This is a genomic window from Sphingosinicella sp. BN140058 (assembly GCF_004135585.1).
Taxonomy (GTDB): Bacteria; Pseudomonadota; Alphaproteobacteria; order Sphingomonadales; family Sphingomonadaceae; genus Allosphingosinicella.
Genome location: NZ_CP035501.1, coordinates 4637686 through 4663024 on the forward strand (window position 1 = coordinate 4637686; position 25339 = coordinate 4663024).

19 protein-coding genes are annotated in these 25339 nt (G+C 65.1%); 10 read left to right on the top strand and 9 right to left on the bottom strand.

From position 1 onward, the window contains the following. The first annotated feature begins 166 nt into the window (after window positions 1–166). The 7 genes from ETR14_RS20965 (at window position 167) to treF (ending at window position 15354) form a co-directional block, all read left to right on the top strand. Complete coding sequence (locus ETR14_RS20965) at window positions 167–3190, top strand: TonB-dependent receptor (RefSeq protein ID WP_243455612.1); 3024 nt, start codon at window positions 167–169, stop codon at window positions 3188–3190. Between the two features lie 116 nt (window positions 3191–3306). Continuing rightward, on the top strand, window positions 3307–4380 hold the full coding sequence (locus ETR14_RS20970) for a glycoside hydrolase family 43 protein (RefSeq protein ID WP_129388486.1): 1074 nt from the start codon (window positions 3307–3309) through the stop codon (window positions 4378–4380). Between the two features lie 82 nt (window positions 4381–4462). Then, the gene (locus ETR14_RS20975) at window positions 4463–6754 is read left to right on the top strand and encodes a GH92 family glycosyl hydrolase (RefSeq protein ID WP_129392202.1); all 2292 of its coding nucleotides are present in this window, start codon (window positions 4463–4465) and stop codon (window positions 6752–6754) included. A gap of 32 nt (window positions 6755–6786) precedes the next feature. Next, window positions 6787–8226, top strand: a complete 1440-nt coding sequence (locus ETR14_RS20980; protein ID WP_129388489.1) for a glycoside hydrolase family 125 protein — start codon at window positions 6787–6789, stop codon at window positions 8224–8226. A 16-nt stretch (window positions 8227–8242) separates the two neighbouring features. Continuing rightward, a complete protein-coding gene (locus tag ETR14_RS20985; protein ID WP_129388492.1) occupies window positions 8243–10561 on the top strand; it encodes a GH92 family glycosyl hydrolase in 2319 nt (772 codons plus the stop codon). A 415-nt stretch (window positions 10562–10976) separates the two neighbouring features. Continuing rightward, window positions 10977–13505 (top strand): TonB-dependent receptor domain-containing protein, encoded by a 2529-nt coding sequence (locus ETR14_RS20990; RefSeq protein ID WP_129388495.1) that lies wholly within the window; start codon window positions 10977–10979, stop codon window positions 13503–13505. Window positions 13506–13788: 283 nt separating this feature from the next. Then, window positions 13789–15354: an alpha,alpha-trehalase TreF gene (treF, locus tag ETR14_RS20995; RefSeq protein ID WP_129388499.1), complete on the top strand. Its 1566-nt coding sequence runs from the start codon at window positions 13789–13791 to the stop codon at window positions 15352–15354. 102 nt (window positions 15355–15456) lie between these two features. Here the strand turns inward: treF and ETR14_RS21000 are convergent, their stop codons facing one another. From ETR14_RS21000 to ETR14_RS21025, 6 genes are all read right to left on the bottom strand, one after another. Continuing rightward, the gene (locus ETR14_RS21000; RefSeq protein ID WP_129388502.1) at window positions 15457–17886 is read right to left on the bottom strand and encodes a TonB-dependent receptor; all 2430 of its coding nucleotides are present in this window, start codon (window positions 17884–17886) and stop codon (window positions 15457–15459) included. Window positions 17887–18071: 185 nt separating this feature from the next. Continuing rightward, window positions 18072–18545 carry a hypothetical protein gene (locus ETR14_RS21005; protein WP_129388504.1) on the bottom strand — a complete coding sequence of 158 codons (474 nt, stop codon included), beginning with the start codon at window positions 18543–18545 and terminating at the stop codon, window positions 18072–18074. A 3-nt stretch (window positions 18546–18548) separates the two neighbouring features. Further along, a complete protein-coding gene (locus ETR14_RS21010) occupies window positions 18549–18899 on the bottom strand; it encodes a DUF6152 family protein (protein WP_129388507.1) in 351 nt (116 codons plus the stop codon). 76 nt (window positions 18900–18975) lie between these two features. Next, complete coding sequence (locus tag ETR14_RS21015; protein ID WP_129388510.1) at window positions 18976–19890, bottom strand: phytanoyl-CoA dioxygenase family protein; 915 nt, start codon at window positions 19888–19890, stop codon at window positions 18976–18978. 67 nt (window positions 19891–19957) lie between these two features. Continuing rightward, window positions 19958–20341 (bottom strand): response regulator transcription factor, encoded by a 384-nt coding sequence (locus ETR14_RS21020; protein WP_165356555.1) that lies wholly within the window; start codon window positions 20339–20341, stop codon window positions 19958–19960. Window positions 20342–20633: 292 nt separating this feature from the next. Next, complete coding sequence (locus ETR14_RS21025) at window positions 20634–21266, bottom strand: response regulator transcription factor (protein WP_243455613.1); 633 nt, start codon at window positions 21264–21266, stop codon at window positions 20634–20636. Between the two features lie 260 nt (window positions 21267–21526). On the opposite strand from ETR14_RS21025, the gene ETR14_RS21030 reads away from it, so the two are divergent. Further along, complete coding sequence (locus ETR14_RS21030; protein ID WP_129388517.1) at window positions 21527–22357, top strand: alpha/beta fold hydrolase; 831 nt, start codon at window positions 21527–21529, stop codon at window positions 22355–22357. Here the strand turns inward: ETR14_RS21030 and ETR14_RS28540 are convergent. Further along, window positions 22344–22484 (bottom strand): hypothetical protein, encoded by a 141-nt coding sequence (locus tag ETR14_RS28540; protein ID WP_165356556.1) that lies wholly within the window; start codon window positions 22482–22484, stop codon window positions 22344–22346. The two genes, ETR14_RS21030 and ETR14_RS28540, sit on opposite strands and share 14 nt — an antisense overlap. Window positions 22485–22544: 60 nt before the next feature. Here ETR14_RS28540 and ETR14_RS21035 point away from each other — a divergent pair, with 60 nt between their 5' ends. Further along, on the top strand, window positions 22545–22985 hold the full coding sequence (locus ETR14_RS21035; protein WP_129388520.1) for a DoxX family protein: 441 nt from the start codon (window positions 22545–22547) through the stop codon (window positions 22983–22985). A 52-nt stretch (window positions 22986–23037) separates the two neighbouring features. Here the strand turns inward: ETR14_RS21035 and ETR14_RS21040 are convergent, their stop codons facing one another. After that, window positions 23038–23967: a LysR family transcriptional regulator gene (locus ETR14_RS21040; RefSeq protein WP_129388523.1), complete on the bottom strand. Its 930-nt coding sequence runs from the start codon at window positions 23965–23967 to the stop codon at window positions 23038–23040. Between the two features lie 144 nt (window positions 23968–24111). Here ETR14_RS21040 and ETR14_RS21045 point away from each other — a divergent pair, with 144 nt between their 5' ends. Next, entirely contained in the window at window positions 24112–24810 is a 699-nt protein-coding gene (locus ETR14_RS21045) for a pirin family protein (protein ID WP_129388526.1), read from the top strand. Window positions 24811–24848: 38 nt separating this feature from the next. Here ETR14_RS21045 and ETR14_RS28545 read toward each other — a convergent pair whose 3' ends face one another. After that, window positions 24849–25007, bottom strand: coding sequence for a hypothetical protein (locus ETR14_RS28545; RefSeq protein WP_165356557.1), 159 nt, complete (start codon window positions 25005–25007; stop codon window positions 24849–24851). Window positions 25008–25339 lie beyond the last annotated feature (332 nt).

The following is a 25339-nucleotide window of genomic DNA, read 5'->3' on the forward strand; positions in this document are numbered from 1 at the left end:
TCCGAGGCGCTTGGCATAGGACCAATAATTAAATTGACAAGTTGCTTTAATTAATAGGATTTTACGTTCAGCACAGCGCGTCGATGGGGAAAATCCCGGGGCGAGGGCGGCAAGAACAAAAGGCGAGGGTCCCAAGAAGGCCCGCAAAAAGGGAGGATTTTCAGACATGAACAGCCGGAATCTGTACCGCGGCTTCGCCCAGCGTGGCGCCATGCGCAACCTTCTGCTCTCCGCCAGCATCCTCGCCGGCTGTGGCGGCACGGCCTTTGCGCAGGATCTGAGTGCCTCCCAGACCGCTGCCGACGCCGATCAGGCCGGTGCCGCGGACGCTGCCGGCGTCGGCGATCAGACTGCGAGCGACGCGGAAGGGATCGTCGTAACCGGGTACCGTCGCTCGATCGAACAGAGTCTCACGCAGAAGCGTGAAGCCAACGCCTTCGTCGACGTGATTACCGCCGAAGATATCGGCAAGTTCCCGGACAAGAACGTCGCCGACGCGCTGCAGCGGGTGCCCGGCGTCGTCATCACCCGTGATGGGGGCGAAGGCAGCCGAGTCAGCATCCGGGGCCTGCAATCGGGCCTTACGCTGACCTTGCTCAACGGCAATTTCCTGGCGGGTGCCGACAGCGGCGATCCCCAGCGCTCGTTCAACTACGTGCTGCTGCCGTCCAACTTCATCGCCAGCACCGAAGTGTACAAGTCGCCCGAGGCGCGGCTCGAGGAAGGCGGCGTCGGCGGCACGATCATCCTCAACACCCGCCGGCCGTTCGACGTGAAGTCCGGCACCGGCTTCCTGTCGGTCGAGGGTACCTATTCCGACACCACCGAGAAGTTCGAGCCGCAGATCGCCGGTCAGTATAGCTGGAAGAATGCCGACGAGACGCTCGGCGTCCTCGTCGGCGGCACCTGGCAGAAGCGATCCAACCGCGAGCTCCGCGCGTCGACCGAGACCTGGCGCTGGTGGAGCGATCGCGATCCCACCGGCAAGGTGCTCACGCCGGCGACCGACGTCGACGGCAATCCGTTCGAGAATGACGACGCGATTTCCTACTGGCCCGGTACCGGCGTGACGGCCCGGGACGGCACCCATTATTCCGGCTATTGGGCGCCGCAGTCGGTCAACGCTCAGGTCTTCGACCAAGAGCGCGAGCGCTACGGCATCCAGGCGACCGTCCAGGCGCGACCGCTCGACAATCTTACCGTTACCGCCAATTATTTCCGCTTCGGCTACAAGAGCGACTTCACCAGCAACGTGCTGAAGATCCCCGAATGGGGCTATGACAATTTCTTCACCGGCGCGACGTTCGACGACAGCGGCACGATCTTCCAGTCCGCCCAGTTCCAGGTGCCGGCGGCGGGCACCGGCTGCCTTGCCAACCGCACTCCCTGCACCATGGAGACGCCGCAGCTTGCCGGCTCGTACAGCCGTGAGAAGCAGACGTCGCAGACCTTCGACACCGAAGTTCGCTGGGACACCGATCGCTTCGATGCGGTGCTGAAGATGGGCAAGACCAAGGCCACCGGCGGCCCCTCGATGCGTATCAACGTCGCCGCCAAGCCACGGCTCACCGTCGCGGGGGCCGAACGGAACGGCAATCTGCTGAGCGTGTGGGACATCACCGACGGCAAGCCGACTTTTGAATTCTCGCCGGAGCTCCAGCAGAACATCACCAACGGCATCGCCCAGATCGACACCGGTTCGACGGGATCCAGCTTCATCAACAGCGAACTGGCGCAGCGCTACGCCCAGCTCGACCTGACCTACAGTTTCGACGGCTTCCTGAAGTCGGTTCAGGTCGGCGGCAAGTGGCGGGATCTCAGCATCCACCGCGAGACCGGTCGCAATGACTGGTATGCGGATGCTGCGACCCAGCGCCGCTATCAGGATACGCCCCAAGGCGCCGTCGCGCTGCCGGAATTCTTCTACGACAAGCCGATCGGGAACATCAGCGGCGGCTTCGACGCGAGCTCCTTCCCAGGCATCAATTTCGAAAATTATCTCGATTATCTGAACACGACCTACGGCCCGTCGGTGCGCGTCGAGGAAAAGGATTTCATCTACGATCTCGGCGAGCGTGTCTTCGCCGGCTACGCGCAGCTCAACTTCGAAAGCGGCGGCTTCCGCGGCAATGTCGGGCTTCGCGTTGCCAATACCAAGCAATCGGGCAACACATCGGATCGCCTGCAATATCTCAACGATTATTGCACCGACGGCCCCGGCGGCCCCTTCGATCCCAACCGGCCGCTGGGGGCCGACGGCAATTGCCTGGTGCTGCCGCTCAGCGTCCGTGAGACCATTGTCAACACGCGGGTCGACCAGTCGAAGACCTATACCGACTGGCTGCCGAGCTTCAACGCGTCGTATGAGATCACACCCGACCTGATCATCCGCGGGGCGGTCGCGAAGGTGATCGCACGCCCCTCCTTCAACGATCTCGGCTCGCAACGCTCGCTTACCTATCGTTCGCCGGAATATGCGTTTGACCGGGGCACGTTCGGCGAATTCCAAGGATGGTCCGGCAGCGGCGGCAATCCCGAACTGAATCCGTTCTCGGCCTGGCAATATGACGTCGGCATCGAATGGTACTTCCAGCGTGGCTCGGTGCTTGGAGCCACCCTGTTCCGCAAGGACGTATCGGATTTCGTCGTGCCGCTGGTGATCGACGTCACCCGCGAGGTTGCCGGGGAGCAGGTCGCGATCGAGCCGTACTCGACCCTGGCGAACGGTTCGAACGCCCGGTCGCAGGGCATCGAATTGTACGCCCAGCATACATTGTCGTTCGGCCTCGGCGCCCAGGTGAACTTCACCTATAACGACACCTCGGTGGCGGACGTGTCGCTCGACGGCCAGAAGGTCGGTTCGTCGGCGCTGGTCGGAAGCGCAAAGACCCAGGTCAATGCGTCGGTCTTCTACGAGAACGACAACCTGCTGCTGCGCGCCTCCTACAATCGTCGCGGCAAGGTGGTCGGCGCTCTCGTCTCCGGCTTGAACGAGTTTACCGATCCTTACGAGCAGATCGATCTCAACGCCTCCTACGCGCTCAACGACCGCCTGATGCTGACGGCGTCGGTGATCAACCTCACCAAGTCGGAAGAGAGCCGCCATCTCGGCAGCGATACCGATGCGCGCTTCACCTACCGCAATTATTTCGGTCGGCGCGCTTATGTCGGGCTTTCCTACAACTTCTGAGGCTCCAGCTCTGGCTCTCCCCCCTGAGGGTGGTTCCGCAAGGAACCACCCCCCTTTTTTGCCAGGGGCGGTTAGAAGCGGGGCATGATGTTATGATTCAAACGGGAGCACGGCTGATGTTTCGACGATCCGCGCATGCGGCGCTCATTCTCGCCGCCTCGCTCGGCGGTGCCGGCACTGCAAGCGCGGCCAACCCGATCGTTCCGGGCTGGTATGCGGATCCCGAGATACGGGTCTTCGACGGCCGTTACTGGATCTACCCGACCTATTCCGACGATTACGGGGCGCCCGACGTCACCAAGCACTTCACGCCCGCGCAGACCGAGGCGCGCAAGCGCAAGACGGTTCGCCCCTCCTACGGCAAACAGACCTTCTTCAACGCCTTCTCCTCGCCCGACCTTGTCCACTGGTCGAAGCATTCGCACGTCTTCGACGTCGAGAATGCCGACTGGGCGGCGTACGCGATCTGGGCGCCTTCGGTGATTGCCGCTAACGGGCGCTACTACATGTTCTTCAGCGCCAACGACATCCAGAGCGACAAGGAGCTCGGCGGGATCGGCCTCGCGGTCAGCGACACGCCCGCCGGCCCCTTTAAGGATGCGCTCGGCAAGCCGTTGATCGACGCCTTCCACAACGGCGCACAGCCGATCGATCCGTTCGCATTCCGCGACAAGGACGGGCAGGTCTATCTTTATTATGGCGGCTGGAAGCATTGCAACGTCGTGCGCCTGAGCCCCGACCTCACATCGGTGGTGCCGTTCCCCGACGGCACGACGTATAAGGAGATCACGCCGCCCGGCTATGTCGAAGGCTCGTTCGTGATCGAGCGCGGCGGCACCTATTACCTGATGTGGTCGGAGGGCGGCTGGACCGGACCCGATTACAGCGTCGCCTACGCGATGGGTCCGAGCCCGACCGGACCGTTCAAGCCGATGGGCAAGATCCTGGCGCAGGACTTCCGGATCGCGCGCGGGGCAGGCCACCATTCGGTGGTGAACGTGCCCGGCACCGACGAATGGTACATCGCCTATCATCGCCGGCCGCTCGATACGGACCGCGGCGAGCATCGCCAGGTCGCGATCGACAGGATGCACTTCAACGCGGACGGCACGATCCGTCCGATCGTGATGACCAACGAAGGCGTCGCGCCGCGGCCGATCGCCGCCGCCGCCCGCCCGAACGGCAAGTGAAGCAGGGAGAGGGACTTTGAGGAACGGCTTGGACAGAGTTTTCCGGGGTGCTTCGACCGCGCTGATCGCCCTCTGCATCGCAATGCCGGGGGCCGGAGAGGCGCAGGGCGGCGGCGGCCGTGCGAAGAGCGAAGCTTTGGTCGATCTCGCCAACCCGCTGATGGGCACCGACAGCAATTACGCTCTGTCCTACGGCAACACCTATCCGGCCGTCGCCGTGCCCTGGGGCATGAACTTCTGGACTCCGGTGACCGGCAAGATGGGCAATGGCTGGGGCTATACCTATGACGACACCAAGATCAGCGGCATCAAGCAGACCCACCAGGCGAGCCCCTGGATGAACGATTATGCCGCCTTCGAGCTGATGGCGGTGACCGGGCCGGTGCGCATCCGCCAGGACGAGCGCGCGTCCTGGTACAGCCACAAGGCGGAGGAGAGCCGGCCCTACAAATACAAGGTCTACCTCGCCGATCACGACGTAACCGCGGAAGTGGCGCCGACCAACCGCGCTGCGCAGTTCCGCTTCACCTTTCCGGAAAGCGACGACGCCCACATCGTCCTCGACGCCTATAACGAAGGCTCGATGGTCAACATCGATCCGGCGCGGCGGCGGATCACCGGCTATGCGCGCAACAATAGCGGCGGCGTGCCAGCCAACTTCCACAATTATTTCGTGCTGGAATTCGACCACGATTTCACCGTCACCCGCACCTGGGACCAGAATTGGCAGCTGCGCGACGATCTGAAGTCGGAAGGCGGTCATGTCGGCGCCGCGGTCAGCTTCAAGACGAAGAAGGGCGAGCAGATCGGCGTCAAGGTCGCGTCGTCGTTCATCAGTCTCGAACAGGCCGAGCGCAACCTGGCGCAGGAAATCGGCCGAGACAGCTATGCCCAGACCGAGGCAAAGGCCAAGCAGGCGTGGGAAACCGAATTCCAGCGCATCCAGGTCAGCGATCCCGACCAGGACAACCGCCGCACCTTCTATTCGGCGCTGTACCGCATGCTGCTGTTCCCGCGCATGTTCCACGAAACCGACGCGCAGGGCCGGATGGTGCACTACAGCCCCTATGACGGAAAGGTGCATCCGGGCCCGATGTTCACGGACAACGGCTTCTGGGACACCTGGCGCTCGGTCTTCCCATTCTTCGCCCTGGCCTATCCCGAGCTCGACGGCCAGATCATGCAGGGCCTCGCCAACACCTACAAGGAATCGGGCTGGCTGCCGGAATGGGCAAGCCCCGGCCACCGCAACGTGATGATCGGTTCCAATTCGGCGAACATCATCGCCGACGCCTATCTGAACGGCGTCCGCGGCTTCGACGTCGAGACGCTCTACGAAGCGATGGTCAAGAATGCGACCACGTCGGAAGGACGGCCGACCGACGAGCGGGGCAGGGTGGTGAACGCCGTCGGCCGCGAAGGCGTCGAATATTACAACCGCCTCGGCTACGTTCCCTACGACGTCGGCATCAACGAGAATGCCGCGCGGACGCTCGAATATGCGACGGCCGACTTCTCGCTGTCGCGCCTCGCCGCCGCGCTCGGCAAGACCGAGGACGCGAAGAAATATGCCGCGCAGGCGCAGAATTACCGCAAGCTCTACGACAGCCAGTCCGGCTGGATGCGCGGCCGGAACCAGGACGGATCCTGGGCGACGCCGTTCAACCCGCTGAAGTGGGGCGATGCCTTCACCGAGGGCAATTCGCTCCACTACAGCTGGTCGGTGATGCAGGACGTGCAGGGCCTTGCCGATTTGATGGGCGGCGACAAGGCGTTCGTGGATCGGCTGGATTCGATCTTCACCACGCCGCCGCTGTTCGACGAAAGTTATTACGGCCAGGTGATCCACGAGATTCGCGAGATGCAGATCGTCGACATGGGCCAATATGCCCATGGCAACCAGCCGATCCAGCACATGATCTATCTCTACGACTGGGCGGGCGCGCCGTGGAAGACGCAATATCACGTGCGCGACGTGATGAAGAAGCTCTACGCGGCGACCCCGGACGGTTATCCGGGCGACGAGGATAATGGCCAGACATCGGCCTGGTACGTCTTCTCGGCGCTCGGATTCTATCCGGTCACGCCGGCGGTCGGGCAATATGCGATCGGCAGCCCGCTCTTCCGCACTGTGCGGATGACGATGCCGAGCGGCAAGATCCTCACCATCGAGGCGCAGAATAACAGCCCGGAGAATATCTACATCCAGTCCGTGACCCTCAACGGGCGCCCGCACGAAAAAACATGGTTCTCGCGCGAGCAGTTGCAGCAGGGCGGGACGCTGCGCTTCGTGATGGGACCGAAGCCGAACACGAAATGGGCGAGCGGCAAAGCCGCCGCGCCGTTCTCGATGAGCGCACCGGCCACGCGGTGACCTCGTACCGATCAAGAGAAGGATTGATTGCCATGGAGCTCAACCGCCGCGACCTGATGTCCGGAGCCGGTACCGTCGCGCTCGCCGCCATGCTCCCGGCCGGCGCTGCCGCCGCGGCGGCCACGCGCTTCGAAAGCCATCGTCCGCCTGTCGCCAAGCGCGGCTTCAGCAGCCCGGTCGTGGAGGCCGAGATCAGGCGGGTGAAGGCGAAGATCGCCGATCCCGAACTCGCCTGGCTGTTCGAGAATTGCTATCCGAACACGCTCGACACCACCGTCCAGCTGGACGAGGTCGACGGCAAACCGGACACCTTCGTGATCACGGGCGACATCGATGCGATGTGGCTGCGCGACAGCTCGGCGCAGCTCCAGACCTATGTTCACCTGACGCCCAAGGATGCCGGTCTTCGGCGCGTCTTCCACGGCGCCTTGCAGCGCCAGGCGCGCTGCATCTTGATCGATCCTTACGCCAACGCCTTCATGAAGGATCCGGCGGCCAAATCCAATCTAGGGGCGCGCAACGATCTGACCGAGATGAAGCCGGGCGTCGCCGAGCGGAAGTGGGAGATCGATTCGCTCTGTTACCCGATGCGGCTGGCGCATGCTTATTGGACGGCGACCCGCGACAAGGCGCCGTTCGATGCGCTCTGGGCGGAGGGCATGGCGAAAGCAGTGGCGACCCTGCGGGAGCAGCAGCGTATCGAAGGACCGGGGCCCTATCGCTTCCAGCGCCGCGATACGTCTTCGACCGAGACGCTGATGCTTGGCGGGTATGGCGCGCCGACGCGCAAGGTGGGCCTTATCCACTCCGGCTTTCGCCCGTCCGACGATGCCTGCGTGTTCCCGTTCCTGATCCCCTCCAATCTGTTCGCCGTGTCGGCGCTGCGCATGCTCGCGGTGGTGCTGCGCGAGGCGCGGGGCGATAGCGCCGGCGCGGCAGCCTGCGAGGCGTTCGCGGCCGAGGTGCGCGCCGCGCTCGATGCGCATGGCAAGATGACGGACGGCCAGGGCGGCGAGGTCTGGGCGTTCGAAGTGGACGGCTTCGGCAACGCGCTGTTCATGGACGATGCCAACGTGCCGAGCCTGTCGGCGCTGCCGCTGCTCGGGTCGGCGGAGCGCAACGATCCGCTGTACCGCCGCACGGCGGCGCTCGCCTGGAGTCCGCGCAATGCCTATTTCTTCCGCGGCAGCGCCGCGGAAGGGATTGGCGGACCGCATGCCGGCATGGACCTGATCTGGCCCATGTCGATCATCACCCGCGCCCTGCTCAGCGACGACGATGCGCTGATCCGTCAATGCCTCACATGGCTCAAGACGACCCACGGCGGCACCGGCTTCATGCACGAGAGCTTCCACAAGGACGATCCGACCAAGTTCACCCGCTCGTGGTTCGCCTGGGCAAACGGCCTGTTCGGCGATCTCATCCTCGATCTCGAGCGCCGCAGGCCGGCCCTGCTCGCGGCCCGCTACTGAACGCCCGGAGGCAGATATGAAGACGACCCGCCGCCAGCTCCTTTCCGGCAGCGGCATGGCCTTGCTCGGCGCGGCCGCGCCGGGCGCCGCCTTCGCGCAGGCGCCGGCGGCCGCAAAGCCCGATCTGTTCGTCGGCACCGGCGGCCATGGTCATACCTTTCCCGGGCCGTCCCTGCCGTTCGGCATGGTCCAGCTCGGCCCCGACACGGACAATGCGCGCTGGGATGCCTGTTCGGGCTATCACCGCACCGACGGCTCTATCATGGGCTTCTCCCACACCCATCTCTCGGGCACCGGCATCGGCGACATGCTCGACGTGCTGGTGGTACCGACCCGGGGCAAACTGGAGCTTGATCCGGGCCCGCTCGACGGCCCGGACAAGGGCTATCGCCAGCGTTTCTCCGACGAACATGCGGAGCCGGGCTATTATCGGGTGCGGCTGGAATCGGGCGTGCTCGCCGAGCTGACCGTTACCGAGCGAACCGGTCTCCACCGCTATCGCTTTCCTACCGGGCCGGGCCACATCCTGATCGACTTCGCCCACATGATCCTTGACGTATGGGACAAGGGCACGATCATCGACCAGGCGTCGCTTGCGATCGACGCGGACGGCATGCTGACCGGCAGCCGCCGGACCCATCGCTGGGCCAAGGGACGGCAGATCCATTTCGCGATGCAGCTGTCGCGGCGGCCGAGCCGGGTGCAGTTCTTCGGGGACGGCAACGCTCCGGCGCCGGCAGGTGCGAAGGCTGTCACCGGCAACAAGCTTAAGGTCGCCCTGTTCTTCGACGATGCGGGCGGCGACCCGATCCTGATCAAGACCGGGATTTCGGCGATCGACCTTGCTGGCGCCAAGGCAGCGCTCGCGGCCGAAGCGCCCGGTTGGGATTTCGACGCGGCCTGCAACGCCGCGCGTGGCATCTGGGCGCGAACGCTGGATTGCGTGCGGGTGAAGGCTGGCACCGAGGCGCAGCAAACCATCATGGCGAGCGCGCTCTACCATGCCTTCCTGGCGCCGACCTTGTTCACCGATCGCGACGGCCGCTACGTCGGCCTCGATCGCGCGGTGCACCAGGCACCGGCCGGTTCGCCGGCGTTCAGCACCTATTCGCTCTGGGACACGTACCGCGCGCTGCATCCGCTGATGACGCTGGTCCGCCCCGAGCAGGCGGCGATGTTCACCCGCGACCTCATCCGCCAGACGGAGCAAAGCCCTTACGGTCCGCCGGTGTGGCCGCTGCAGGGCGTCGAGACCGGCACGATGACCGCCTGGCATTCGGTGGTCGTCCTCGCCGAGGCGAGGGCAAAGGGCATCGAGGCCGATTATGCCGCGGCATGGCCGAACATCCGTCGGCGTGCCTTCGACCGCGATTTCAAGGACAGCGACAGCTCGCTCGGTCGCGGCTTCTATTACGATCTCGGCTACATTCCGGCCGACAAGGTGTGGGAATCGGTCAGCCGGACCCAGGAATATGCCTATGACGACTGGGCGATGGCGGTTCTCGCCGAAGCCGCGGGGGCGCATGACGATGCCGCCGCACTGCGCAAGCGCAGCCTCAACTACCGCAACGTGATCGACGCGAAGATCGGCTTCGCACGTCCCAAGTTCGCGGACGGTAAATGGTGGGCGCCCTACGATCCGATCCAGATCGGCCATATGCCGAAACCCTGGTGGCGCGATTATACCGAGGCAAATGGCTGGCAGGCGACCTTCCTCAACCAGCACGACATTTACGGCCTGATCGACCATCTCGGCGGCGACGCCAAGTTCGAGAAGAAGCTCGACGGCTTCTTCAATGGGCCCTCGACCCTGCCGGCGAACGCCCCGCCCGACATTTCCGGCCTGGTCGGCCAATATGCACACGGCAACGAGCCCGATCAGCACGCACCCTATCTCTATGCCTATTGCGGGGCACCCTGGAAGACGCAGGCGATGGTGCGCCGCCTGCTGACGGAGATGTACAAGGACGATCCCGACGGGGTGATCGGCAATGACGATTGCGGTCAGATGAGTGCCTGGTTCATCTGGAGCGCGCTCGGCCTCTACCCCGTAGATCCGGTGAGCGCCCTCTACGTGTTCGGATCGCCCTTGTTCGACGAGGCCGAGGTGGATCTTGGCGGCGGCAGGCGGCTGACGGTCAGAGCGCCCGGCAACGCACCCGACCGGCCTTACGTGCAGTCGATCCGCTGGAACGGCCGCTCGTGGCGCCGCAACTGGATCGCCCATGCCGACATCATCAAGGGCGGAGAGCTGGTCTTCGAGATGGGACCCAAGCCCTCGCACTTCGGTGCCGCCAAGGCCGAGCGCCCGCCGTCATTCGGACGCCGTGCCTGACCACGCGGGGGGAATGCGCGATGATTGCCGCCCGGCGAGGATGATCGCGGGCGGCGCATCGACGCTCTCGCCTTGTCTCCAGGTTCGCGGATGCTGTCTGGCTGACCGCCGCCAGCGCCGGAAAAACATAGCAGAAACGAACTGGTATCAGCATTTGGGGCTATAAAGACAGTGGTTGATCAAAACGTGTTCGTCCACAGAGATTGAAAGAACTCACTTCGAGCCGAACAACTTCTGGTTAATAAAACCCCGATCACTGCCTCCGCTCGATTACGGAGGCAGCATCGATTTCACGAGAGCAGAGCCGAAGTCTGCAGACGATCGGCCGAGAAATCCCGTCGGTGCTTCGTTCGCGCCGGGCGGGTCGTTCCTATGAATAGCCGGACACAGTTTTTGTCCGGGAGCGTATTTGATCATGAAACGGGGTATCCTCTTCCTTACCGCTGCGCCGCTGGCGCTTGCGATGCCTGCTTATGCCGCGCATGCGGCGAGCGCCTCCGCCGCATCCGGCGGCGAGACGGCAGCCGTGTCGGCCGACGCGGCGCAGGAGGACACCAAGGGTGCGGCCTCCGGCAAGGCGAAAGAAGAGGTATTCTCGACCGGTGTCGCCAAGGGGCGCGACATTCTCGACAGCGCCATTTCGACCAGCTCGCTCAAGTCCGCCGAAATCAACAAGCTCGGCGCGCGGTCGCTCGCCGAGATCCTGCGGACCTTGCCCGGCATTCGCGTCGAAGCGTCGTCCGGCGAAGGCAATTCCAACTACACGATCCGCGGTTTGCCGCTCGCCTCGGGTGGATCCAAATATCTGCAGATCGAGGAAGACGGCCTTCCGGTGCTGGAATTCGGCGACGTCTTCAATGCCGGATCGGACGTTTTCATCCGCGCAGACCTGAACCTCGCGGCGATCGAAGCGATCCGCGGCGGCTCCGCCTCCACCTTCGCCTCCAACTCGCCCGGCGGCGTGATTAACCTGATCTCGAAGACCGGCGATGCCGAGGGCGGCACCGTCGAGGCGACCACGGGACTTGATTACGGCGAGAAGCGCATCGATTTCGAATATGGCACCAAGCTGAGCGAAACGTTGCGCTTCCACGTCGGCGGTTTCTATCGCAGCGGCGAGGGTCCACGCGACATCGGCTATAACGGCTATCGCGGCGGCCAGGTGAAGTTCAACGTCACCCGCCAGTTCGAAAGCGGTTTCGTCCGGCTCTACGGCAAGCTGCTCGACGACCGCTCGCCGCAATATGTGCCCGCACCGGTGATGATCACTGGCACCGACAAGGATCCGGACTTCAAGAAGATCGCCAATTTCGATCCGAAGAAGGATTCGCTGCTTTCCAGCAACATCGGGACCTTCCTCTCCCTCGACCGCGACAACCAGCCGGTCGCCGAGAATTTCCACGCCGGCATGCATGCGAAGTCGAAGTCGGTCGGCCTCGAGGCGCAGTTCGAAATCGCTGGATGGTCGGTCACCGAGCGCGCCCGCTATTCGGCGAATTCGGGCGATCTCTACCGCCTCGTCCCGGGCAGCATCGCGCCTGCGGCGACGATTGCTGCGGCGACCGGGGGTGCCGGCGCCACATTGCGCTATGCCGGCGGCCCCAATTCCGGCCAAGCGATCACCGACCTGGCCGGGCTCAACGGCAACGGCCTGCTGGCGAGCGTCTATCTCGCCAAGGTCAAGCTGCACGCGCTCGACAACTTCACCAACGATCTGCGCGCCAACCGCGTCTGGAAGCTCGGCGCGGGCGATCTGACCGTGACTGCGGGCCTCTACAAGTCGATGCAGACCATCGACATGGACTGGTTGTACTCGACCGCAATCCAGGACGTGATCGGTGGCGGCAAGGCGTCGCTGGTCGACGTGGTCAATGCAGCGGGCACCAAGGTCACGCAGAACGGCTATTCGGCCTTCTCGATCCAGGGGCTCAGCCTGCTCCATCGTGCATTCAACGTCGATTACGACATCACCGCGCCCTACGGCTCGATCAACTATCGCTTCGGCAAGATCGCGATCGGCGGCAGCGTCCGCTACGACATCGGCAGCGTCAACGGCCAGGTCTATGGTGCAGACCTGGGCGGCGGTCGCCCGGGTATCACGTCGGTCGACTTCAATCGGGATGGGGTGATCTCGGTGGCGGAATCCCGCACCGCGATCCTGCCGCTCACCCAGCCGTCGCCGGTCAATTACGACTATGGCTACCTCAGCTATTCGGCGGGCATCAACTATCGCATCGCCGAGCCGCTGGCGATCTTCGCGCGCTACAGCCGCGGCGCGCGCGCCAACGCGGACAAGATCCTGTTCACCTCGGCGATCGACTACAACAGCGGCGACCTGCCGGATTCGTCCAACGCCTATGATACGGTCAAGCAGCTGGAGGGCGGCGTTAAGTTCCGTCAGAACGGGCTGGCGCTCAATCTCACCGGCTTCCACGCCAAATCGGAAGACGACAACATCCAGTCCGGCTCGGGGCTCGGCACGTCGCGTCTCTACCGCGCCTACGGCGCGGAGTTCGAGGGGAGCTTCCGCCGAGGTCCGTTCAGCCTGAATGCCGGGGCGACCTACACCAAGGCGAAGATCACCAAGGACTTCCTCAATGCTGCGGTGACCGGGCTCGAGCCGCGCCACCAGCCGGAATGGACGTTCCAGCTGATGCCGCAGGTGAGCACCCGCTATGCGACGTTCGGCGCCAGCTCCGTGACGGTGACGAGCAGCTATGCTCAGGATACCGACCAGCTGCGTATGCCCGGCTTCACCGTGGTGAATGCCTTCGTCCAGTTTCACCCGACCGAGCGGGTGCAATTGAGCGTGAACGCGAACAATCTGTTCAACACACTTGGCTATTACGAGATCTCGCAGGCCACCGTGCCCGCCAACGGCATCGGTTGGGGCCGCGCCAACAATGGCCGGACCATCTCGACCTCGCTGAGCCTGTCCTTCTAAGGCGCTGCCAATCAGATCCCCTCGTCGATGCGTCATTCCAGGCGCCGACGCAGAGCAGCCCGTGCCGTTTCGGCGCGGGCTGCTTTGCGTGCGGAGTTCAATCTGTTTCGACGGTAGTCCGGGGCCGCTCTCCCCGGTGGTGGCGCGATTCCGCCGCTTGCGTGCGGCGGTGACTCTCGGACCGGTCCGTTTCGGAGCAGGGCGGTCCCGCCGGAGACGTGCAGATTGCCGCGGCCGGCGGTATCCATGCATGCATGAGAATCACGTCGTCGGCGGAGGTGAGATGAAGGGTTCCTACTGGCGGGCCACGCTCGGCATCGCCTGCGCGCTCTGCTGGGCCGGCCTGGCGTGGGCGCAGGGTTCGCCGGCCGATCTGTATGGCGCCTTGTTCCGCGATGTGCAGAGCGCGCGCGTGTTCGAGGACGGCAAGACCTTCGTCGATGCCGTGCCGCGGCGCAGTCCGGCCGAGATCATGGCGGATTATGCACGCGAGCGGCCCGCGGGAGCGGCGGCGCTGCGGGCCTTCGTGCTGACCAACTTCACCGTGCCCGGCGTCAACGATCACCAGCCGCAGGACCTGCGCCGACACATCCGCGCATTGTGGCCGACGCTGGTTCGGCAGCCGGGCGAGGCACAGCCAGGCGGCTCCGCGCTGGCGATGCCGGCACCCTATGTCGTGCCAGGCGGGCGCTTCCGCGAAATGTATTATTGGGACAGCTATTTCACCATGCTCGGCCTTGCCGCCGACGGGCAGGGGGCGCTGGTCGAATCCATGCTCGACGATTTCGTCGCGGCGATCGAGCGGCACGGCCGGATCCCCAACGGCATGCGCACCTATTATCTCAGCCGATCGCAGCCGCCCTTCTTCGCGCTGATGCTGGATCTTTCGGGCAACGCGGATCCACAGGTCGCGGCGCGGCGGCTGGCGGCGCTCCGCCGCGAGCATCTGTTCTGGATGGCCGGTGCGGCCTGCCTCGATCTCGACGGCGTGTGCCAGCGCGTCGTGCGGATGCCCGATGGCAGCCTGCTCAACCGCTATTGGGACGATCGCGACACACCGCGCGACGAATCCTACCGGGAGGATGTCGCCACCGCGGCGGCCGCAGAGGGGCGCCCTGCCACGACCGTGTACCGGCATCTGCGCGCCGGGGCCGAGAGCGGATGGGATTATTCCTCGCGCTGGCTCGCCGATCCGGCATCGTTGGCGAGCGTCAGAACCACCGACATCGTGCCGATCGATCTCAACAGCCTGCTGTTGGCGATGGAGGAAAGGATCGCGCGGCGCTGCGACGCGGCGGGGGACCGGGCCTGCACCGAGGAGTTTAAGCGGCTGGCAGCGCGCCGCAAGGCGGCGATGGACAGGTATCTGTGGGTTGCGGCGGAAGGCCGCTATGCCGATTGGGATCGCGGGTCGCGGCGGCCGACGACGATCGTCTCCGCTGCGACGCTCTACCCGCTGTTCGTCGGCGCCGCGTCACCGGAGCAATCGCGCGCCGTGGCGGCCACCGTGAAGCGGGTTCTGCTCGCACCGGGCGGATTGCGGACCACACCCCACCGCACCGGCCAGCAATGGGATACGCCCAACGGGTGGGCGCCGCTGCAATGGGTGGCGATCGACGGCCTGAGGCGCAACGGCGAGGCGACGCTGGCCCGGGACATCGCCAGGCGGTGGCTGGACACGATTGCCCGTACCTACGGCGAGACCGGCAAGATGCTCGAGAAATATGATGTCGAGGAGCGCCGCCCGGGCGGCGGCGGCGAATATCCGCTGCAGGACGGCTTCGGCTGGACCAATGGGGTCGCGAGCGCGCTGCTGGAGCGTTATCCGGATCTGTTGGGAGGGCAGTAAAGGGAGGGGTGATCACATCTCTCGAACTTGTCCAAGAAAGGAAGAGCCACCCGCGGCCCCTCCACGAAGTCGTGGAGGGGAGTTTCCGTCACGAACGCCTCCTCAGAACTCGTACGCCACGCTGAAACGAAAGGAGCGGCCGAGGATCGGACGGGCGAGGATGGGGCCGCTGCCTTGCGAGCCGATCAGCCGCGGATTGCCTTCGGTGAGGCCGATCTCGTTGGTGAGATTGTTGCCGGTCACCTGCAGCCGCAGCCGATCGTTGAGATCGACGGAGACGCCGGCGTCGAGCTGGTAGAAATGCGGCAGCAATTGCTGGTTCTGCGGATCGGAAAAGCGATCGCCGAGATATTCGAGCGTGGCGAACAGCGCCGGCTTGATGCTGCCGAGATCCACCTCGTAGGAAGGCGTTACCCGCCAGCGCCAGCGCGGCTGCCGCTGGACGCGGTTGCCGCTGTTGTCGATCGTGCCGCCGGCCGTGAAGAAATCCTGGTAGGTGGCGTCGAGCCAGGTTCCCGAAGCGCTCAGGGAGAAGCCGGGGAAGGGACGAACCACCCCTTCGAGCTCGACTCCGTTCGCCTTGGCGCCGCCGATCGACTCCACCAGCTGGTTGCCGATGATCTGGGTGCTGGCGAGCCCGCGGAACTTGTTGTGGAACAGAGTGGCGTAGAGGTTCAGCCACGGCATGGAGAGCTTGAGCCCGGCCTCGTACGTGTCGACGGTCGCGGTAATGGTGAGATTGTCCCGAAGATTGTCGAACTGCGGAAAGCTGCGGCCCTTGCTGTACCGGGCGAAGACCCCGATCCGGTCGGTGAAATCGAAGTTCGCGCCCGCGGTCCACGACCAGCGGGACTTGCTGAAATCGACGGTGCGGAAGCTGCCGTTCAGCACCGAGGTGCCGTTGTTGAACAGGGTCGCCGGATTGCCGTCGGTGTCCACGTTGGTGGTCAGGTTTTCGATGCGGCCGTCGACGACGTGGCGCTGCCAGCGGGCACCCGCGTCGATTCGCAGCTGATCGGTAATCTGGAACTCGTCGACCGCGTAGAAGGCGTAGTCGGTGCCGGTATAATATGCATTCACGGCGAACGTCGCGCCCGAGGTGAATCCGTCACGGGTCGCCAATCGGCCGTCGCCAAGCACCAGGTTCAGCCGGCGCGCATTCTCCTCCGCCGTCAGCAGCATCTGGTTGCCGAGCGCCCAGCGATCGCGGGTATCGAAATCGGCATAGTAGAAGCCCGCGGTGAGGATGTTGCCGCCGGTCTTGAGCTCGAGCGCGAGATCGTTGACGAAGGACTGGATCTCCTTGCGCACTTCCCAGGCGCCTGCACGCATCACCTGCTGACCGGCCGGAAGAGTGGAGCCGCCGCCCGAGGCGAAGCTCAGGCTGCCGACGGTCGCGCCAGGGCCGCCGAGCGTGACGGCCATCGCTGCCGCGCTCGACGGAGGATCGACCGGCACCAGCCCGACCGTATCCGCGCTTCCGCCGAGCCAGCTCATCCGCTCGCGCAGGCGAAGATTGTCGACCAACTCGTAATCGAAGGTCACGCCGATGTTGCCGACGTTGGCGCCGCGGCCCTCCGCAAGGTCCAGCGTGCGCCCGACATTGTTGGTTGTGATACGGGTATCCGGTCCGGCGAGCGCACCGGTGCCGGCATCGAATCCCGGATACTCGCTGATGTCGTCGCCATTCTGGATGATCGGGATCGGCAGCAGCCATTGGCCGTGATCGTTGAGGTAGCGCGCGTAGATCAGCACCGAGCCGCGGTTGCCGAAATCGTGGCGGAGATTGGCGGTGAGCTGGCCGCCATCCTCGGCACGGAAGCCGGGGTCGCGAAGGCCGTGGCCGCGCGCATAGAAGCCGCCGACCATGAAATAGGTGTCGTCGTTGATCGGCCCGGAAATGAAGGCGTCGCCGCGCAGCTCGTCATAATCGGTGTAGGAGATCTTGCCGAGGCCGTGAAGCGTGTCGCTGCCCTCGCGCTGGACGACATTGACGGTCAGGCCGGGCTGCCCGCTCGAAAAGAGCGAGCCCGTGCCGCCCCGCACAGCCTCCACCCGCTGCACCGTCTCGTCGAGCCGAACCAGCTGCGAGTTTTCGAGAAAGGACAGGGTCGGAGGCGGGAAGATCGGTACGCCGTTGAGCTGGAAGGTCACGAATTGCGCATCGCCGCCGGAAGGATAGCCGCGAACGAAGATGTTGGCGCCGTTCTGGCCGCCGGAGCTTTCCGCGCTCACGCCAGGAACCGTTCGCAGCAGATCGGCGGTGCTGTTAGGCGCAGCCTGTTCGATCGCCGCATTGCTCAACGTGGTCACCGCGAAGGCGGCGTCCTGACGGCGGGTGCCAGCGCCGGCGGTGCCGACGATGACGATCTCGTCCTGATCCGCGGACGTGTCGGCGATGCCAGCGGTGTCGGCCCCTTCCGTTTGTGGCGACTCCGGCACCGCCGCCTGCTGCGCGGCGGCCGGTGCGGTGGCGGCGAGTGGGGCGATGCCGTAGAGCAACGCCGACGTAAAGGAACGAGTGGTACGCATGCGTCTCCCCTTTTGTTTTCGTCAATCCGGCGTGACCCCTCTCGGTCTGCCGGATCGCTGCGGTGCCTTGGGCCCGCGGCCCCTCTGTATCACGTCCGCAGGCGGAGCTCAGGCCTATTGGCGCCAAAACGGGCCGAACCGGCGCCGAAACGAAATCGCCGTAAGCGCGCCTGCGGCGGTCGGTTTCAGCTATAGGCGATCATCCGGCCGGCGCTGCCAACGGCAAGCCAGAGAAGCAACGACGCCGTGGCCAGCAGGCGCATCGGCCAGGACGGCGCCGCGGCCAGATCCCGCCAGCTCCAGCGGAACAGCACAGCATTGGCGAGTGCGGTCGCGATCAGCAGCAGCTTCAGTCGAAACATGAAGGAGGTTGCGAGCGCCCTTCCGTCCGCGGCGAACAAGATGGTGCCGCTCGCCGCCAGCAATAGCAGGCCGGCAATCGCCACCGGAGTCAGCGCGCGGGCCAGGGCAGGCAGCGGAAGTGTGCGCCAGAGACCGATGATCCTCAGATCCAGGATGCCGATGCCACCAACCAGCATGCTTAGGCCGAGCAGATGAACGATGTTGGCGAGCGGGTAGACCGCTGGCGAGGAACGCGCCCAGGGTCCGAAGCCGCTCGCTTCGGCAAAGGCGGCGAGAGCGCCCAGTGCCCCGTTCACGCCTCAGCGCAGCTCGACCATCCGGTCCCCGACCCGGATCCGTTCGAGCCGGAGCTCGCGGATACCGTCGCGGCGGGCATAGCCGGTGATCGTCACCTTCTTTCCACCGGAGAGCATCGCATTGCTGAGACCGCGCGACTCCATCCGGGCGACTGGCGCGAGCACGACGTCCCAATCCTGTCCCTGCCAGCGCATCCGGGCGGTGCCGTGGGGATTGCTCCAGGAGACGTCCTTGAGGGATCCGGTGAGGGTAATCGGCTTGGTCTCGTCGTAGGAACTCCAGCCATGATGGGCAGAGGCAACGACCGCAGTCACGGACAGCAGGGTTGCGACGGCAAATGCGATGGGCTTCATCCTGACCTCCAGCAGCAAGTCACAGGCGGTTCGCCCCGAACGTTTAGCCGATCTCGTCGGGCGAGTCTCGATCCAGTCAGGCCGGCGTTCCACCGAGCGTTCGGCGCAGGAACGTCCGGGAGCGGGCCAGCAGACCCGGGGAGGCCGCCGGTGCGGGCCGCCCCGTCGCTTCGTCCACCAGCGTCTCGAGCGCGCCCCAGCCGAGCGGCAGGTTGCGATGCTCGATGTGGCCGAGGCTCGGCGGGTGGACACCGGGGTGGAATGCGAGAAGCCGGCTGAGATCGAGAATCTCGAAGCTGGTCGGCGGGGCGTCCCCGCGTGGCATGTAGATGACGTGCGGTGCCTGTTCGGGGAGAGCGATCGCGTGAATGGCCGGGCGCGGCCGGTCGCTGTGGTTGGGCAGCGACCAGTGAATCATGCCGGTCTGGAACAGCAGCGCCTCGCCGGCGCGAACCGGTACCGGGCGCGACCTCGGCTTGATGCGATCAGGATAGGCTTCGAAATAGGGCGACACGCCCGGCCCGATGATCTGTCCCTCGACCTTGTGACTCCCCGGCAGCATGCAGAGGGCGCCATTCTCCTCGTCGGCATCATCGAGGGCGCACCAGATGGTAAAGGTTACCGCGTCCGGATCGTTGGTCGCACGGTAATCGCAATGGACACCCATCTCGCCGCCGCCGGGAGGCTTGACGAAGGCGCCTCCGGCGGAGACCCGATAGCCGGAGACGATCCGCGGTAGCGCCGGCGCCAGAGCGGCACGGACCAGCGCCGCAACGTCTTCCTGATAGGCGCCGTTGTCGTTGTAGTAGCTGATATGGCCTTGCCGAAGATCATCTTCGGACCGGCCGGACATTTCGTGGCTCTGCATCGCGGCGGCGAGTGCGCCCCGCGTCTCGGCGACTTCTCGAGGCGTCAGCAGCGGCGCCACGACGTAGCCCAGCCGGTAGAAATCCGACCCCATTTCGGCAGTGGCGAATTGCGGCTGGAGCATGGCGGATCCCCCAATCTCCAGATGCTTAGTCTCGCGGCGGACGCGGCGCAACGACCGTGACGCGCCGTCACACCGCCAGGATTGCCGCTCCGAGCGCGCGCCGGACCTCGGCGAGGAACAACTCAGTCGAGAATGGCTTTTCGAGAACCGCGGATGCGCCGAGCCCGATTGCCTCACCCTCGATCTCGCCAGCGCGGGCGCCGGTCATCATCAGGACCGGCCATGTCACTCCGCGTCGCCGAAGTTCGCGAAGCGCGGAGAGGCCGTCCGTACCCGGAAGATTGAGATCGATGACCAGGCAGCCCGGCGCGACTTGGCCGATCTGCGACAACAGATCGTCGGCGGTTTCGAAGAGAATGGGTGCAAAACCGGTGAGCTCAAGCATGATCATCATCGATTTCGCGACGGAGGAATCATCTTCGACGATGTAAACGGCAGGTGCTTCGCTCAACAGGCATACTCGCGCGGCAATGATCCCGCCGAGGGCGAGGTGCGATCGGCCGGCGTGAGCACGCGGTGCCTGCGGCGGGCCAAGGCTTTTAGATGTAAGGCGATAGGGCTATCTTCACAGTAGTCGAAAGGCGGTATTTGCGGTTGCTTGTGAACAATAAGCAATTTTGGGGCAAGCGGATCCGTCCGTTCCGATGCCCCGATCGGGGACAAGGTCGGCCGCGCGGGCGCAGGACGATCGTATCCGGAAGGCGTGGATTGCCCGGGATCGCAGCGCATGTTCGATCGCCCTCCTAGATGCGGAGGAAGCCGCGGCGTGCCGCGGTCACCACCGCGTGAGTGCGATCGGCGACGTCCAGCTTGGCGAAGATCGTCTTCAAATGCGCCTTGATCGTGTCGATCGACAGCGCAAGTTGCCAGGCGATCTGCTTGTTGGCCTGGCCCTCCGCCACCAGGCTGAGGATCCGGATCTCGCGCTCGCTCAGCCGTTCCTCCTCGGCCGCACCGGCACGTTGAAGCGCGATTTCGGCAACGATCGCGCGGCGGCCGCCATGGACCGCGCGGATCGTCGCCGGAAGATCCTTGCGGAGCCGGTCCTTCAGCACGGTGCCGGCCGCGCCGGCGGCACGTGCCTGCAGCGCCAGCGGGTCGCCCGGAGCGGCGAGCAGGACGATCTGTACCGACGGAGCGTCGGCGCGGAGCTGCCTGATCGACTCGAGCACTCCGGCACGCGGATCCAGCAAGGCAATGTCGGGCCGGTGGCGGGCGACCTTGGTGATTGCGTCATCGCCATCGGCAGCCTCACCGATCACCACCATGTCGTCGTGGCGCGCCAGCGCTGCGACGATGTCCCCGCGCACCGCCGCGTCGTCGTCGACGACCAGCACCCGGATCGGTGCCGGCGTCACTCTACAAGCCTCAGTCACATTCGGCTCCCAAGCCAATTCGTGCCCAAGGCATCCTCTCCGAAGCGACCATAAGCACCGGGCTCGTGTCCGATCAACGTTTTCGTTCCGTCCCTGTAACCGGTTTCGGACTGCTTGTCTCAAGCGCTGCACCATGGCGGGACGAATGCTGCCGCAGCCGCGACCACCCGAACGGGTATTGTCACGGACGCGGCGGGGGATATCGGCGCGGCAAGGCGCGCGAGACGGTTCGCGAGTCTGAGCGATCAGTGGAGACCAACATGCCTTTCATCACCACGCAGGACGGGACCGAAATCTTCTACAAGGACTGGGGCCCGAAGGACGCGCAGCCGATCGTCTTCCATCACGGCTGGCCGCTCAGCGCCGACGATTGGGACAATCAATTGCTGTTCTTCCTCGGCGAGGGCTTCCGAGTGATCGCGCACGATCGCCGTGGTCACGGCCGCTCGACGGAAACCGAGACCGGCAACGAGATGGACACTTATGCTGCCGACGTCGCCGCCCTGACGGCGGCGCTGGATCTGCGGGATGCCGTTCATATCGGCCATTCGACCGGCGGCGGCGAAGTTGCACGCTACGTGGCGCAGCACGGCGAGGGCCGGGTTGCGAAGGCGGTGCTGATCAGCGCCGTGCCGCCGATCATGGCCAAGACCGATGCCAATCCCGAAGGATTGCCGATCGAAGTGTTCGACGGCTTCCGCACTGCGGTCGCAACCAACCGGGCGCAATTCTACCGCGAGGTCGCCAGCGGTCCGTTCTACGGCTTCAACCGTCCCGGCGCGACGGCCGTCCAGGGCGTCGTCGACAATTGGTGGCGGCAGGGCATGATGGGCGGCCTCAAGGCCCATTATGACTGCATCAAAGCCTTCTCCGAGACCGATTTCACCGACGACCTCAAGGCGATCGATGTGCCGGTGCTGATCCTCCATGGCGAGGATGACCAGATCGTCCCGATCGCGGATTCCGCGCACAAGGCGATCAAGCTGGTCAAGAACGGCACGCTGAAGACCTATCCGGGGCTGTCGCACGGCATGTTCGTGATCAATGCCGACATCATCAACGCCGATCTGCTCGCCTTCATCCGCGGCTGATCCCGAACTGCCATGGAGCGCGGCCGATGCCGCGCTCCATGAACAGCGTGCGGGCGAACGATCCTGAGACTTCGAGAAAGTCGAACGGATCGTGCGATCTTATTCCACTCCTCCGGAGAGCTGCCACGGCTAAATTCCCTTCGAGCGCCGACGCAGCGCGCGCAGCGTTTTCGACAGGAGAACGTCCATGCTCACCACCGCCACTCTCCATCCCACCGCCGCCTCGAGCGTTGCACCCGCCGGCACCATCGCCGGTGCGATTCTGCCGCTTGCAGGCCGGATCGGGCTCGCCGCGATCTTCGTGCTCAGCGGCATCTCCAAGCTCACCGCGCCAGATCCCACGATCGGCTATATCGCGTCGGCCGGACTGCCCTTTCCGACGCTCGCACTGGCCGGCGCCGTTTTCGTCGAGCTCGTCGGCGGTCTGTTGCTCATCGCCGGCTACCGCACCCGCCTGGTCGCGGCCGCCTTGGCGGGCTTTTCGCTGGTGACGGCGCTGGCGTTCCACGCCGACTTCGCCGACCAGAACCAGTTCATCCACTTCTTCAAGAACGTCGCCATGGCCGGCGGCCTGCTGCAAGTGGCCGCGTTCGGGGCCGGGCGCTTCAGCCTCGACGCGCGGCGCTGACAAACGCGCAAGAGCGGGCGAGCCGGAGCCGCAGCTCCGGCTCGTTTGCGTTTCAGAGGTCGGCGGTGCCGGGTGTCGCCACGTCTTCCGCGCCGCTTTCCACGAAGCGCTCGAGCAGCCACGACAAAGCAGGGCCGGGCGGCGCGTCCCGGCGATGGATGGCGCAAAAGCGGTAGGTGCCGCCGGGATCGTCGGGCATCATCAGCCGGACCAGGCTGCCCTCGACCAAATCCGCCTCGATCATCGGCAACGGCATGTTGCCCCAGCCGATCCCCTCCCGCAGCAAGGCATGCTTGGCGCCGAGATCGGCGAGCCGCCAGGTGCGTGGACTCTGCACCGCGAAATCGCGGCCGGCGCTGATCGGAGAACGATCGGTGAGGACGAGCTGGATGTGATCGCGCGCTGCGCCTGGGGGCAGCGGATGAATGCGCGCGAGCGGATGATCGGGTGCGGCAACCGGGACCATCTGCACCGATCCGGCCGCGATCCTTTCGATTCCGTCGACATCGGTGGCGAGCGGGCCGCTGAGGCCGAGCCCGGCACGGCCGTCGAGGACGAGCGCGGTGACGGCGCCCAGCGCTTCGACGTGCAGGCGCAGCGCCACGGTCGGAAAGGCGGTGCGGAAGGCGCGCAGCACCGAGCCGAGCCGCGCCGTCGGCAGCATTACGTCGACGGCGAGGCTGACCTCGGCTTCGAGCCCCTCCAGCAGTCCCTTGACCTTGGCGCGCAGGCTGTCGACGCCGCCGGCGATGGTGCGGGCTTCGGCGAGCACCGCCTGGCCGGCGACGGTCAGCTGCGGCTTGCGGGTGCCTTCGCGGTCGAACAAGGTGAGGCCGAGCTGGGCTTCCAGATTGGCGATGCCGTAGCTCACCACCGAGACGGCGCGGTTGAGCTTGCGCCCGGCGCCGCCGAAACTGCCGGTCTCGACCACCGCAAGAAACAGGCGCAATTGGTCGAACGTGGGTGTTCCAGGACTTGCCATTCAACTTTCTCGAACGATGGAAGCGACTTTATCCCACTGAACAGGAGAGCGGGCAAGGTCCATATCAGCGTCATCGAGACGCGGGAGAGAGAGCCCGCCCGGACAAGGCCGCAGGCCGCTACCGGACAGCGAAGGAGACCTACGATGATCGAATTGCGCCCATTCAGCACGCTCGGCGGCGACAACCACGGCTGGCTCGACGCCAAGCACCATTTTTCGTTCGCCAATTATCATGATCCAAAGCGGGTCCAATGGGGCAATCTGCGCGTCTGGAACGACGACACGATCGCGCCGAACACGGGCTTTCCGCCGCATCCGCACCGCGACATGGAGATCATCACCTATGTTCGCAAAGGGGCGATCACCCACAAGGACAGCCTCGGCAATGTCGGCCGCACCGAAGCGGGCGATGTTCAGGTGATGAGCGCGGGCACCGGCGTCACCCATTCGGAATATAATCTGGAAGCCGAGGAAACGCAGATCTTCCAGATCTGGATCATCCCGACCCGCAACGGCGAGCAGCCGGCCTGGGGCGCCAAGCCGTTTCCGAAGGACGATCGCGCCGGACAGTTCGTCACCCTCGCGAGCGGTTATTCGGACGACAAGGACGCGCTGCCGATCCGCACCGACGCCAAGGTCGTCGGCGCGACGCTCAAGGCGGGCGAGACGACGCAGTACCGGATCGGTGCCGAGCGACGCGCCTATCTGGTGCCGGCGATCGGTGCGATCGAAGTGAATGGAGTCCGCGTGAATGCCCGCGACGGTGCCGCGATCGAGAAGCTCGAGACAATCACCGTGACCGCTCTCGAGGACAGCGAGATCGTGCTGGTCGACGCGGCCTGATCAGGAGAGCCGCCGGACATCGTCCGGCGGCTCGACCGCTACCGGGTGGCGAGCGGCGCGGCCGGGCTCCAGCGCCCCGACTCGCTGCGCTCGAGCGGAGTCGCGCAGCCCTCGCACAGGGCCCGCAATCCCGCGCCCTTGCGCGTCACCGAGGTGAGGTAAGGCTGGTGGAGCCCAAATGTGCATCGCCAGGACATGATCCGACTCTACCCGGGATTGCGGGCGCCACGAAGCGGTTCCGAAGCAGGAATGGCGATTGTGGGCCAGTGTGGCGCCTAGGCCGCAAACATTACGGAGCCGGAACGCAGGCGCTTTGATGATGAGAAGGCGGCCAAGCACTTGACAGAGCAATCTGCCAAGTTCGTAGGGGTTGAGCCGATCGAAGCCCTGTTTGCACGATCCTCGCCCGAGAAGAGAGCAGCTTCGACAAGCTCAGCCCGAACGGTGCCGCTTGGGAATCCACTGTGCTGACCGGAGATCAAGCGGTGCTGATCGGCGATCGAGCGGAGTGATCTCGGGTCAAGCGTGC